Below are 13,832 nucleotides of genomic sequence, written 5' to 3'. Positions count from 1 at the left end.
CGTAAACCGTGAATTTGATATAAAAGAAATGGAGGTAATTATTTATACTAAAATAGAGTGCTGTTTTTTCTTGTAAGTTTTTGGTGATTACAGATAGTTTCCATTAAAAAGTTTCAACTATTTATATATTCAAGATATAAGTAGGTATAAGAACTATCATATTAATAATCTTTTATGCGCAAAATAGAAAACAACCAAGTTTAGAAATTCTAAAAACTGATATTTTCTAATAGATCCTAAATAAGATTCCTCCTAAAACTCTTTCGTACATCAATAATAATTTCCTTGACTTCTTGTGCAGTTATCTCTTTAATTTTAGCAATTTCTTCAAAATTTAATTTCCCAAAAACAAAAAGATCAATAATTTTAGAAGTTTCTATAGGGAGCCAACTATAGAATTTACCTAATAACTTCTGTTTTCGATGCTCAGAAGAGGGTTCAGAATCTATAACCTTAAGGATATCAGAATCCATATCAGTGTATATAAAACTCTGCTTTTCTTCAGAATTTTGATGATAACAAATATCATCTAACTCTTCTTTCATAATAAGTTCGTTATTTGCTTCTACAGTATAGTTTTCTTCGAGTTTTTCGAGTTCTTCTTTAAGAAAATAACTGGTGCTAATGCTTGTTTGATGCCATCCTTCGCGAATGTATAATTCATCAATAAGCTCATCGGCAATTTTAAAAAGTTGAAGTTCCAGAGATAAGGTGTCTATTTCGACATCAAGATCATCATGATAAAGTTTCAATATTGCATCGTCTATAATACCATTAGAACAATACATGTTCTGAGGTAAAATGCCTACGCTTTCTGCAATATATAATCTGTGTTTTACATAGGGATGTAAGTGTGGTACAATGGATAATAATTTTTTACTAAATTCCCTTTGATCATCTGCCTCATAAAATTCTTGTAATTCATGTGTCCTATTCATTTATCAGTAATTTAAGAGTTGCTTTCTAAAAATAAGAAAAACAAATTGAAAAAAGTGTTAAAAACCTGATAATCAATATATAAAATGTAATTTGGTAGAAGGTGGTTATCGCAATTCAAAATCGTATATTTGAAAAATCGAAAAACTTCAATCCAGAATCTGTTGTTACAAGAGTTTAAAGATCATATTACTGAAAACCTTTCATTTCTATCAGAAAGCAAACTACTAATTGCATGTAGTGGTGGATTAGATAGTGTTATGCTTGTAAGACTTTGCCAGGCATTACATCTGCAATATAGTATCGCGCATTGTAATTTTAAACTAAGAGGAGAAGAAAGTGATAAGGATGCAAACTTTGTTACTCAATTGTCTAATGAGCTTCGATCTTCGGTTTTTATTACACAATTTGATACCAACAAATATGCCGCAGATCATAATTTATCCATACAGATGGCAGCCAGGGAGCTACGGTATGATTGGTTTAAGAAACTAGCTCTAGAGCATCAGTTTGATTATATTCTCACTGCGCATCATGCAGATGATAATCTAGAAACTTTTTTAATTAACCTGTCCAGAGGTACCGGGATAGAAGGGTTAACGGGTATACCAGAAGTTAATGGGGTTTTTGTACGGCCGTTATTACCTTTTTCGAGAGCGCAAATTTTGGCGTATGCAAAAAAGAATGATTGGCAATGGAGAGAAGATAGCAGTAATAAAAGTACAAAGTATCTTAGAAATAAACTTCGTCTAGATGTAATTCCGGAGTTAAAAGGTGTTAATCCTCAGTTTTTAGAGAATTTTAATACCACTTTAGAATATCTAAAACAGAGTAACGAATTTATTAAAAACCAGATAATTCAACTTAAAAAAGAGCTGTTCGAGGTTTCAGAAAATGATATCATTAAGATACCTATTAATAGATTAATGGATTACGGAGACCCAAAAACTAGCCTGTATTTTTTATTAAAAGAATATGGTTTTACAGCATGGGGAGATATAGAACATATGATCACTGGTCAATCAGGGAAACAAATTTTTTCGGGAACCCATCGTTTGGTAAAGGCTAGAGAATACTTATTATTGAGTCCGATATCAGAAAAAATAGAGAATCGCAATTACAGCATACCCGAAGCCGAAAGTATGTTAATGATTCCCCCAGGAACCCTCAAATTTAAAATGATATCCGAAATATCGGATATTGATCTCAAGACCATTTATGTTGATAAAGAAAAGTTAAAGTACCCATTAACTGTAAGAAAATGGAAAGAAGGCGACTATTTTTATCCTCTGGGAATGAAAGGGAAAAAGAAATTGAGTAAATATTTTAAAGATGAAAAATTATCTTTACTAGCCAAAGAAAGAGTATGGTTATTATGTTCTGGAAAAGAAATAATTTGGATTATAAACTATAGAGCAGATAATAGATTTAAGATAATACCCCAAACAAAACAAATACTTAAAATAACAATAGCCTGATGCGATATCTCTTATTATTACTTACCACTATTTTATTTTCTACAACGCTTTTTTCACAAACACTGGATCCTATTAAGTGGAAAGCTACTATAGAGAAGGAAACTGATGATACTTATATCTTATATTTTGAGGCGACTCTTGATGAAGGGTGGCATTTATATTCTCAAAATGAAGCCGATAGTGATGAGATAGCTCCAACACCAACAGAATTTACTTATAATAATACTCCAGAGAGTTATGCACTTATAGGAGAAACGACAGAACCTAAAGGTATCGAGAAGTTTGATAATATCTTCGAGATGGATGTGAAATATTTTGAAGATAAAGTGACTTTTTCTCAAAAAATCAAGCGTATAGACAAGACGTTGCAACAGGTTAAGGCAGAAGTATTCTTTTCGGTTTGTGATGATGAGAAATGTTTGGCTCCAGAAGTTGTAGAATTTGACATCAATCTTTCTGGAGAAGCAATCGAAAATAAAGGAGATCTGTCTAGTATTACAGCAAAGGATCAAAAAAAGTCTGAAGCATTACATATTGATATAAAAGGTAAAGATGTTTTTCCTTCAGAGCAAGTAGAGGAGAAAAGTTATTTTAATATTTTCCTTTTAGGGTTTTTGGGAGGATTAATTGCTTTATTGACACCTTGTGTATTTCCTATGATACCTCTTACAGTTTCTTTTTTTACTAAAGGAGCCAAGGATCGTAAAAAAGGATTATTCAATGCTGTTTTGTACGGGTTTTTTATATTTATTATTTATATTTTATTAAGTCTTCCTTTTCATTTGTTAGACTCATTAGATCCAGAGATATTAAATAATATTTCGACAAATGTTACGCTTAATATTGTCTTCTTTGTCATTTTTATTGTATTTGCAATATCCTTTTTTGGTTATTTCGAAATTACCTTACCAGCTTCCTGGAGTACCAAGCTTGATAGTAAAGCTACAAGTATTGGGGGAGTGATAGGTATATTCTTTATGGCATTAACACTAGCTCTGGTATCCTTCTCGTGTACAGGACCCATCTTGGGATCATTATTAGGAGGTTCTCTAAGTAGTGATGGGGGAGCGATGCAATTAAGTTTTGGTATGGGAGGTTTTGGATTAGCCTTAGCGTTACCATTTGCGCTATTTGCGTTATTTCCTAATTGGTTAAATTCTTTACCAAAAAGTGGTGGATGGTTAAATACTGTAAAAGTAGTCCTGGGTTTTATCGAACTGGCATTAGCATTTAAATTCCTTTCAAATGCAGATCTTGTGGAGCATTGGGGAATTTTAAAAAGAGAAATATTTATAGGTATCTGGATAGTAATCGGCTTGGGTATGGTCTTATACCTTTTCGGAAAAATACGCTTTCCGCATGATAGCCCAATACAAAAATTAAGTAAAGGAAGAAAAACGCTGGGTATTATTACCTTGGCATTTGTTATTTATTTGGTTCCTGGGCTTACGAATACCGCCTATGCGAATCTAAAATTACTAAGCGGTTTTCCTCCACCATTATTTTATAGTATTTATGAAAAAGAAGCTCATGGACCTTTAGGACTTAATGCCTATACCGATTTTGAAGCAGGAGTACAAGCTGCCAAAGCCCAAAACAAACCTATTATGCTTGATTTTACAGGCTGGGCTTGTGTGAATTGCCGTAAAATGGAAGAACAAGTATGGAGTCATCCAGAAATTATCGATATCCTTAAGAATAAGTACGTTTTAATTTCTTTGTATGTTGATGATCGAGAGAAGTTATCAGAAGATGATCAGTTTAAGTTCTTAAAACCCGATGGAAGAATTAAAGCCATTAGAACAGTAGGAGATAAGTGGGCAACATTTCAGACTTTAAACTTCAAAAATAACTCACAACCTTATTATGCATTATTAGATGCAGATATGAATTTACTTAACAAAACTACTGCTTATACCCCAGATACAAATGAATATCTTAAATGGTTACAGAAAGGCCTGAAGAATTTTAGAAAATAATTTCTTTACATTAAAACTACTAAAACCACCGATAGGTAATGAATGTTTTTATAAGTATTTGTGGAGTAGTATTTCTATTTTTTTTGATTACATTATTTAGGTACCGGATTTTAACCTTGAATTCGACTATCATAATTGACTCTTCTATAAAATATAAAATGATTGATATAGAACAGAAAGATTATATAAGATATAGTCTTGAATCTCTAAATAAAAATAAAAGAGTATGGCTTGCAGAGCCTTATGGCACTATTAGGTGGGTATATGTAAGTAAAGCAGACTTTGACAAATTATGGCCAGAAAGCCCGTTTAAGATGGCTGAAAAAAACTATGGTATAAGAGCAAAATTCCAACTTAAAAAAATGCTTTTTGGTGATTATAGTTTAGCAAAAGTTATAGCTTTCGAAAAAATAACAGGACAGCCTTTTATAGAAAAATAATATGATTTTCTATAGAGTGACTATACTGCTTTGTGCCTATTGTAGTATGTATATATTGATTGTAAGTTGTTAAAATCTCCTTAAATCTATCTGGCTCGCAGTACCATTTTTTTATCTTCAGCAATAAACTAAACTAAAACCAATGCGATCAGTCAGATTTATTCTTTTAAGAAGCATAGTACTTCTTTACACAAGTGTTATGTTCTCTCAGGAAGCAGATTCCTATAATGTAAAAGAACACTACACAAAACAAGAAGTTGATATTGTGATGAGAGATGGTGTTAAACTTCACACTACCATTTACACACCAAAGGATACCTCAAAAAAATATCCAATTTTAATGCATCGAACTCCGTATAGTTCAAGGCCATATGGTAAAGATGAATTTAGATCTAAAATAGGTCCAAATGAATTTTTAATGAAAGAAGGCAATATTGTTGTTTATCAAGATGTGCGCGGACGTTGGATGAGTGAAGGAGTTTATGATAATATGAGAGCCTATATTCCTGATAAAAAAGGAAAACAATTTGATGAAGCCAGTGATACCTATGATACCATAGACTGGTTGGTGAAGAATGTATCGAATACCAATAAAAAAGTTGGAATATGGGGGATCTCATATCCAGGTTTCTATGCAACATATTCTTTATTAGATGCACATCCGGCTTTAAAAGCAGTATCGCCACAAGCATGTATTGGTGATTTCTTTTTTGATGATTTTCATCATAATGGAGCATATTTGTTAAGCTATTGGAGAGCTACGGCAGTTTTTGGATATGAAAAAACTAAACCTACCACAGAGAGCTGGTATACTTTTCCTGACTTGAAAAGTAAAGATCAATATCAATTCTTTCTGGATGCAGGACCTTTAAGCACTTTAGACCAGTATTATAAAGAAGACAATGTATTTTGGACACAATTAAAAGAGCACCCGAATTATGATGAATTCTGGCAAAAAAGAGGAATCATTCAACATTTAAAAAACCAAACAATCAAGCCAGCGGTTATGACTGTAGGAGGTTTGTTCGATGCCGAAGACTTATATGGTCCTTTTGAGACTTATGAAAATATCGAAAAGAAAAGTGATAATTATAATATCATGGTTTTTGGACCATGGAGTCATGGGGATTGGGCAAGAACCAAAAAGCGCCAAGCCATTGGTAATGTCTATTTTGGAGATGACCTTTCTTTAAATTTTCAAAAAAATGTAGAAACCACCTTTTTTAATCACTTCCTAAAAGGAGATGCAGATGGAAAAACCGGGTTACCAGAAATTCAAATTTTTGATACCGGAAAAAAGGAATGGAGTTCTTATGAAAGCTGGCCACCTGCAAATGTAGAGAAAAAGACATTTTACCTTTCTGCCAATGATGAGTTGTCTGGTAAAAGCGGAGTGGGGGCTTCAGAATTTATAAGTGACCCCAAAAAACCAGTTCCTTATTCCGAAGATGTTAAAATGGTATTTACACCAAGAAAATATATGACAGATGATCAACGGTTTGCAGCACGTCGTCCTGATGTTTTAGTTTTTGAAACCCCTGTTCTTACCGAGGACATGACATTATCGGGAGAAGTATTAGCAAAACTAAAAGTAGCTACAACGGGTACAGATGCAGACTGGGTAGTAAAATTGATAGATGTGTATCCTAATGATGCCAAAGATACAGAAGAAACACAGAAATATTTAAAAATGGCCAATTACCATATGATGGTTCGTAGTGAAGTGATGAGAGGACGTTTTAGAAATGATTTTAGTAAACCCGAACCTTTTGTTGCTAATCAAAAAACAGATGTAAATATTAAACTACAGGATATACACCATACGTTTAAAAAAGGACATAAAATACAGGTTCAGGTGCAGAGTACGTGGTTTCCTTTAATCGATTTAAACCCGCAGACTTATGTTCCTAATATCTTTAAGGCTGCGGCTTCTGATTATACCAGGCAAACGCACAAAGTATATCATGATTCTGCTATAGAAGTTATGATTTTAAAATAACCAATTAACCCTAATTATACTATCATGACCAAAATAAAAATTAGTGTATTGCTATTTTCTTCTGTTCTAGCATTAACCGGCTGTAAACAAGAAGTAAAAGCCCCAGAACAGGATGCTGCTTCACAAGCAGAGATCATCAAAGAGCAATCAAAAAAACTAAACGATTGGTTCGAAGCACAGTTTCAGCAAGAAATTGATAAATCGCCAATGATGCAAACGTATTTAGGAATTAAAACAGATGATTATGGTAAATGGGATGATATTTCATCTAAACAGGAAGCAGAAGATTTAGAAAAAGCAAAAGAACGTTTAGCTTACTTAAAAGACTCTGTAGATGTATCTCAATTAAATGATGCAACCGCTTTAAGTTATAAATTAATGAAAAAAGATCTCGAAGATGAGATTGCAGATTTTCAATATAGATTCTATGATTACCCTGTAAATCAAATGTTTGGAATGCAATCCAGGATTCCTGCTTTTCTTATCAATATGCATAAGATCAAGGATAAGAGTGATGCAGAAGCTTACATTTCTAGATTAAATGGTATTAATGAAATGTTTACTCAGGCGATAGAAAATATAAAAATCAGAGAAAAGAATGGGATTCTTCCTCCTAAGTTTGTGTTTGCCAGAGTTCTTGATGATAGCCGCAACATTATTATAGGGCAACCCTTTGATAAATCTAATCAGGAAAGTACATTATTGGCCGATTTCAAAAGTAAAATCTCGACACTTAAATTGCCTGATGAAGAACAGAGTGAATTAGTATCTAAAGCAGAAAAAGGGCTTATAGACAGTGTAAAACCAGCGTATGATAATCTTATTACATTATTAGAAGGACAACAACAAAGAGCAACTACAGATGATGGTTGCTGGAAATTTCCTAAAGGAGCTGCATTTTATGATAACGCATTACAACGCACGACCACTACTACGATGACTGCAGATCAGATTCATGAGCTAGGATTAAAAGAGGTGGCTCGTATTCATGGTGAGATGCGGGATATTATGAAGCAAGTTAAATACGAAGGAACATTACAGGATTTTTTCAAGTATATGAAAGAAGATAAAAAGTTCTATTTTGCAAATACCGAAGAAGGAAAAGCAGCATACCTTAAACAAGCAGTTGGACTAATCGATACGATGAAATCCAAACTGGATGAGCTTTTTATGACTAAGCCCAAAGCAGATATCATTGTTAAAGCAGTAGAACCCTTTAGAGAGAAAAACGCAGGAAAAGCCTTCTATCAAAGAGGAACTCCCGATGGCTCAAGACCAGGAACATATTACGCCAATTTATATGATATGGCAGCAATGCCAATATACCAGATGGAAGCTTTGGCATATCATGAAGGTATACCGGGACATCATATGCAATTGTCTATTGCACAAGAATTGAAGGATATCCCAAAATTTAGAAAATTTGGTGGATACACAGCATATTCTGAAGGATGGGGATTATACACCGAACTATTACCAAAAGAAATAGGAATGTATAGTGATCCGTATTCAGATTTTGGTAGACTAGCAATGGAGCTTTGGAGAGCTTGCCGATTAGTTGTAGATACTGGGATTCATAGCAAAAAATGGAGTAGAGAAGAAGGGATTAAATATTATGTTGATAATACCCCTAATGCAGAAAGTGATGCCGTAAAAATGGTAGAACGCCATATTGTTATGCCAAGTCAGGCTACAGCCTATAAGATAGGAATGATTAAGATTCTTGAGCTACGCGAAAATGCAAGGAAAACTCTTGGAGATGCATTTGATATTAGAGAGTTTCATGATGTAGTATTAACCAATGGAGCTGTACCCCTTACGATATTAGAAGAATTAGTAGGAGAATGGGTAGCGAGTAAAAGTACAGATGAGACTAAAGAAGAAGTAGGTTCTTAATACTTCAATTTACAAATGATAATCCATCAGACCTCACAGGCATGTACTGAACTTGTTTCAGTATCCCTGTGAGGTTTTTTTAGTTTGTTGTTTTCGGGTTTAGATAACAGAACATACGTATCAAGAAATTATAGAATTTTCAAATTGTGAATATCTATTATGCGCATTCGTGGTTAGCGTTTTTTTAAAAATATATATTTGCCATCCTAAAAAAAAGATATGAGCACAACTTGGTATGAATGTAAAGTAAAGTATAGAAAAATAGATGAATCTGGAGTACAGAAAGTTACAACAGAACCTTATCTGGTAGATGCTTTATCCTATACAGAAGCTGAAACCAGAATTAACGAAGAAATGTCGGCATATATTAGTGAAGAATTTAAAATCACTAATATTAAGATTGCAAATTTTGCAGAGATACATCCTTTTGATAATTCTGATCGATGGTTTAAATCAAAAGTAGCCCTGGTTTCTTATGATGAAGAAAGCGGTAAGGAAAGAAAGTCAAGTATGTACCTGCTGGTACAGGCTAATGATGTAAAAGAAGCCTATGATAATACCATTAGTATGATGAAGGATTCTGTTAGTGATTACACAGTACCTGCAATTTCAGAATCTCCGATTATGGATGTTTTTCCTTATTTCTCAGGCGAGGAAGAGCAATTTGAGAAAGCTCAACCGGTAGCAGTAGCTGGTTCTTCTCAAGAAGAGGTGCCAGAAGAAGTTAATGCTGTTGAGGAAGAAATATTAGAAGAAGTTAACCCTTCTCAAGAGGAAATTTCTGAAGAGATTAATTCTAATCAAGAAGAGGTTGATTCTTCTCAAGAAGAAATATCAGAAGAAGTAGAAGATATATAATTTACTTAAAATCTGAGTTCAACATAAGAAAACACTATTGACAGATGATTTAACTTGTTGATTATTATTTATATACTCTTACATCTCATAGAGTGATTTTATCAGTAGTGATAGCGGTTTATAAAATTGTATCGAGATGCAATAAGAGGTATACCACAATTGGATCTCGATACAATTTTTCTTCATTTCATTTCGAAAAATCACTCGATTTGACGGATTTTATAGAACCCTAAATTTATGTAGAACTCAAATTCTTTGAAGTGTTAGAATCTATTTATTTATCCATCAATGTTCTAAACTGATAGAAGAAACGCTCGATCAGTCGAAGATCTTCGGTTACAATTTCTACAACACCTCTCATTTCCTGTTTAAAAGGAATTTCTTTGTCATAGGTAGTAATTAGTTTTTCGGGTAATTCGACATCAATAAGATATAACCCATCTTTATCTGGTAACAGGGATATGTGTTTTACTTTACCTTTCAGCGTTCCAAACTCATTATCAGGAAAGTTTTCTAATCTAATATTTGCTGTTTGTCCGACCTTTATTTTTCCCGAATTTTGAGAAGGAGCTTTGATTTTTGCCAGGTAAGAAGAGTATTCTGAAGGGACAATAATAAAAACAAGATCTCCCAGGGCTACGGTTTGGTTTTCTGTCCAAAAATTAAGGAAAGAGACACGACCTTCGATATCAGATTTAAGCACGTATTGTAACTCCCAGTCTTTAATACTTTTCTTTAACTGTCCAAAGGATTGTAACACCTTTTTAAACAGGTTAATTTCTTCTTTTCTCTTGTTAATCTCTGTACCTTTTGATGTTTTGGTAGCATTACTAATACTTTCGTTAATTTGAGATAGCTGCACGTCGTTATTTTCATAATTACGTTTTGTTCGCAGGTAATCGAGCTCTTTGCTTTCGTACTCTTGTGCAGAGATTACTCCTTTTTCGAATAGGTTTTTTTGACGCTGAAGCTCTTTTCGTTTAAACTCTAGTTCGGCTTTACCCAGTCTTTTTTGCGCCTTTAGACTTTCTAGACGTCTGTAGAGTTCTGATAAGGAGGTTTGATTTGCTATGGCTTCATTAGAAAAAGGTTGTAATTCTTTATTTAGAATATATTCAGAATAACTGTTTTCAAATATTGCATAGCTGGTCTCAATATCTCCCAGAAACAAGACCGGTAACTCATCGATAGGAAATGTAAATGATTTAGTATTTACTTTAATGGTATCTACAATAGATTTAAGCAAAAACACATCTTTATAATTAGCACTGCTTTCTAATATTGCCAGGGGAGTGTTTTCGGGTACAATTTGATTGTCTTTAACAAATAGAGACTCAATTTTACCACTGGTTTTGGCATATTCTTTTTGCGGTGGTATTCGAGTAGTGATAATAGCTTCTGCAGGTATTACATCGGGATACTTAAACATCCAGGAAAGAAATAATAGCATAAGCACTAATACCAAAATCAAAAGATTTCCCCATCGTATCATCCAATGCGGAACCCGGGTTAGGATTTCCTGTACTTCTTCACTACGTAATTGTATGTCGTCTAAAGTGTCTGGCATAATGTTTAATTATGTATTGCGTTTTTTTATTAATAGTTATTGTATTGTTCTTGTCGATTTGAAACATCCAATAAAATTTTGTTAAGTAACTATAACTAACATATTTTATCCGGTATGTCACCCTGAGCCTGTCGAAGGGCTTTTTGCTATAATTTGCTTCGACAGGCTCAGCATGACATATTCTAAATCTAAGAATCTTTCATATTCGTTTCATCTAATTCCTAATTCAGGTATTATTTCCCTAATTCGAGTTGATTTTTAACCAGGTGATAATAGTTGCCTTTCTCTTTGATTAGAGATTCATGATTTCCTACTTCTACAATTTTACCTTTGTCTAACACAACAATCTGATGTGCATTTTTTACCGTACTCAATCGATGCGCTATTACCATTACGGTTTTATCTTTAAAGAAGGTATCCAGTTTTTCCATGATTACCTTTTCGTTATTGGCATCAAGAGCAGAGGTAGCTTCATCAAAGAACAAATATTTAGGATTTTTATATACCGATCTGGCTATAAACAACCTTTGTTTTTGCCCGGTACTTAATCCTACACCTTCCATTCCTATTTTGGTATTGTAAGAAAGCGGGAGTGATTCGATAAACTCTTTAATATTAGCAACATCTACGGCATGCGCCAATTTTTTCTTATCTACATAATCTTCTCCTACCGCAATATTATTAGCAATCGTATCATTAAAAATATACCCTTCTTGCATCACCACACCAAATTGATCTCTCCATGCTTTTTGGGATACATTATGCAAATCATGAGAACCAATATAAATCTGTCCTTCATCAGGTTCATAGAACTTAAGAAGGAGTTTCATAAGAGTGGTTTTCCCACTACCACTAACCCCAACTACGGCTGTGATTTTATTAGCAGGGATAGAAAGGTTGAGGTCTTCTAAAACCGGTTTATCGGCCCCAACATATCTAAAACTTAGATTTTTGATTTCAAACCCAGAGTTTGCCGAGATATCTCTAATTTTTTCATCACCGGGGTGTTCTTCATCTTCTTTATTATGAATCTCTCCCAGACGTTCTAAAGAAATTTGCGCATCCTGTAATTCTCTTAAGAAATTAATTAATTGTGAAATAGGCGCATTTAACTGCCCTACAATAGCAGTAATCGCCAGCATCATACCCAATGTGATGTCACCATCTATAACGAGTGTTGCAGAGAAAACCGTAATCAGGATATTTTTTAATTCATTAATAAAAGAAGATCCAACGTTTTGATATTGCTCCAAAGCCAGATTCTCGATAGATATTCTAAATAGTTTTGCCTGTACAAACTCCCAGTTCCATCGTTTTCTTTTTTCAGCATTATGCAGTTTTATTTCCTGCATACCGTTTACCAGTTCGATAACCTTACTTTGCTCTTCACTAATCTGCGAAAAGCGTTTGTAGTCTAGTTTTTTACGTTTTTTGAAGAAAACAAGTATCCAGGCAAAATAAAATGTGCTTCCTATTGCAAAAATACCGAAAATAGGAACGCTATAATAGATCAGAACGATACTAAACACGATAAGATTTACCATCGAGAATAGTACATTTAAAGAAGACATGGTTAGTATCTGCTCGATTCGTTTGTGATCATTAATTCTTTGTAAAAGATCTCCCGTCATTTTTACATCAAAATAGGAGATAGGCAGATTCATAAGCTTAATAAAGAAATCCGATATCAGCGATATATTGATACGTGTACTAAGATGAAGTAAAATCCAGCTTCTAAGTACATCGATTAATGTTCTCCCAATAAATAGAGAAAGCATTGCGATCAGTACGAGATATACAAAATTAAGATCTTGATTTTTAATCCCGACATCGACTATACTCTGCGTTAAAAACGGAGTAATAAGCTGTAATAAACTTCCTGCTCCCAGACCTAATGCCAGCTGAAAAAGAAAAGCTTTGTATTTAAATATGTATTTAGATATAAACTTAAACCCAAATTTTTGATCCTCTTCATCCAGGTTATCACTATAAAAATTAGGAGTAGGTTCTACCAGCAGAGCAACACCTTCTTCTGTGTTTTCGTCGGCGTTATTACCGATCCATGCTTTTATAAATTCATCTTTTGTATAGGTAATCAATCCATGAGCAGGATCAGAGACATAAATAGTCATATCACCTTTGCGCGAGATTTTGATTTTATAGACAACCACATAGTGTACCTTGTTCCAGTGTACAATACAGGGTAGAGGTACCTCGTCTAATTTGTTTAGCGATAGTTTTACACCCAGGGATCTAAAGCCTATTTCCTCTACCGCATCGCTAAGTCCCAAAAGAGAACTTCCTTCCCTGGTGGTTTCACTTAATGATCTAAGTTTTTGAGTATTGAGAACTCTTCCATAATGTTTTGCGATAATCTTAATACAAGTAGGTCCACAATCTTTCGACTCTGCTTGTTTGTAAAATGGAAATTTAGGCATTAAGCTTTTTTAAATTAAATTGATTTTTTTGTGTGATAATATCTATCTACAAAGTAAAGTAATTCTTTTCTATAATACTAATACCATATTTTGGGGCGTGACCCTGCGGGGTCAGGCTATTCGCTATATCTTTTTTATTATCTCTTAGTACATGTTGCTAAAGCAAAAAGAAGCGAACAAATGCAAAAAAGGATGCCGCTACTATCCTTCACGCAAATCTGATAGTATCTATTTGTAATCC

At 33.7% G+C, this 13,832-nt stretch carries 9 protein-coding genes; 6 read left to right on the top strand and 3 right to left on the bottom strand.

Annotated features, from left to right (window positions below; all coding sequences use genetic code 11):
• Positions 1–236: 236 nt before the first annotated feature.
• Positions 237–938 (bottom strand): hypothetical protein, encoded by a 702-nt coding sequence (locus NNH57_RS07430; protein WP_108809360.1) that lies wholly within the window; start codon positions 936–938, stop codon positions 237–239.
• Between the two features lie 129 nt (positions 939–1,067).
• Here NNH57_RS07430 and tilS point away from each other — a divergent pair, with 129 nt between their 5' ends.
• The 6 genes from tilS to NNH57_RS07400 all read left to right on the top strand — a co-directional run bounded on the left by tilS (position 1,068) and on the right by NNH57_RS07400 (position 9,586).
• The gene (gene tilS / locus NNH57_RS07425; protein WP_234423454.1) at positions 1,068–2,414 is read left to right on the top strand and encodes a tRNA lysidine(34) synthetase TilS; all 1,347 of its coding nucleotides are present in this window, start codon (positions 1,068–1,070) and stop codon (positions 2,412–2,414) included.
• Positions 2,414–4,393 (top strand): protein-disulfide reductase DsbD family protein, encoded by a 1,980-nt coding sequence (locus NNH57_RS07420; RefSeq protein WP_108809361.1) that lies wholly within the window; start codon positions 2,414–2,416, stop codon positions 4,391–4,393. Before tilS ends, NNH57_RS07420 begins: the two co-directional genes overlap by 1 nt.
• A gap of 158 nt (positions 4,394–4,551) precedes the next feature.
• Entirely contained in the window at positions 4,552–4,833 is a 282-nt protein-coding gene (locus NNH57_RS07415; RefSeq protein ID WP_132065740.1) for a hypothetical protein, read from the top strand.
• Between the two features lie 142 nt (positions 4,834–4,975).
• Entirely contained in the window at positions 4,976–6,832 is a 1,857-nt protein-coding gene (locus tag NNH57_RS07410) for a CocE/NonD family hydrolase (RefSeq protein ID WP_108809363.1), read from the top strand.
• A 24-nt stretch (positions 6,833–6,856) separates the two neighbouring features.
• A complete protein-coding gene (locus NNH57_RS07405) occupies positions 6,857–8,728 on the top strand; it encodes a DUF885 domain-containing protein (RefSeq protein ID WP_108809364.1) in 1,872 nt (623 codons plus the stop codon).
• Between the two features lie 219 nt (positions 8,729–8,947).
• Positions 8,948–9,586 (top strand): DUF4494 domain-containing protein, encoded by a 639-nt coding sequence (locus NNH57_RS07400; RefSeq protein ID WP_108809365.1) that lies wholly within the window; start codon positions 8,948–8,950, stop codon positions 9,584–9,586.
• 274 nt (positions 9,587–9,860) lie between these two features.
• On the opposite strand, the gene NNH57_RS07395 is transcribed toward NNH57_RS07400, so the two are convergent.
• Both NNH57_RS07395 and NNH57_RS07390 read right to left on the bottom strand, forming a co-directional pair.
• Positions 9,861–11,153, bottom strand: coding sequence for an HlyD family secretion protein (locus NNH57_RS07395; protein ID WP_074409306.1), 1,293 nt, complete (start codon positions 11,151–11,153; stop codon positions 9,861–9,863).
• A 233-nt stretch (positions 11,154–11,386) separates the two neighbouring features.
• Complete coding sequence (locus NNH57_RS07390) at positions 11,387–13,591, bottom strand: peptidase domain-containing ABC transporter (protein ID WP_074409305.1); 2,205 nt, start codon at positions 13,589–13,591, stop codon at positions 11,387–11,389.
• Positions 13,592–13,832 lie beyond the last annotated feature (241 nt).

The organism is Aquimarina spinulae (genome assembly GCF_943373825.1).
In the GTDB taxonomy this organism is placed as follows: Bacteria; Bacteroidota; Bacteroidia; order Flavobacteriales; family Flavobacteriaceae; genus Aquimarina; species Aquimarina spinulae.
This window is presented reverse-complemented; position numbering and strand designations above follow the sequence as displayed.

Excerpts from the sequence above, each read along its gene's own strand:
- NNH57_RS07400 (WP_108809365.1), top strand. The coding sequence starts at position 8,948 with ATGAGCACAACTTGGTATGAATGTAAAGTAAAGTATAGAAAAATAGAT.
- NNH57_RS07390 (WP_074409305.1), bottom strand. The coding sequence starts at position 13,591 with ATGCCTAAATTTCCATTTTACAAACAAGCAGAGTCGAAAGATTGTGGA.
- NNH57_RS07410 (WP_108809363.1), top strand. The coding sequence starts at position 4,976 with ATGCGATCAGTCAGATTTATTCTTTTAAGAAGCATAGTACTTCTTTAC.
- NNH57_RS07415 (WP_132065740.1), top strand. The coding sequence starts at position 4,552 with ATGATTGATATAGAACAGAAAGATTATATAAGATATAGTCTTGAATCT.
- NNH57_RS07430 (WP_108809360.1), bottom strand. The coding sequence starts at position 938 with ATGAATAGGACACATGAATTACAAGAATTTTATGAGGCAGATGATCAA.
- NNH57_RS07405 (WP_108809364.1), top strand. The coding sequence starts at position 6,857 with ATGACCAAAATAAAAATTAGTGTATTGCTATTTTCTTCTGTTCTAGCA.
- NNH57_RS07395 (WP_074409306.1), bottom strand. The coding sequence starts at position 11,153 with ATGCCAGACACTTTAGACGACATACAATTACGTAGTGAAGAAGTACAG.
- NNH57_RS07420 (WP_108809361.1), top strand. The coding sequence starts at position 2,414 with ATGCGATATCTCTTATTATTACTTACCACTATTTTATTTTCTACAACG.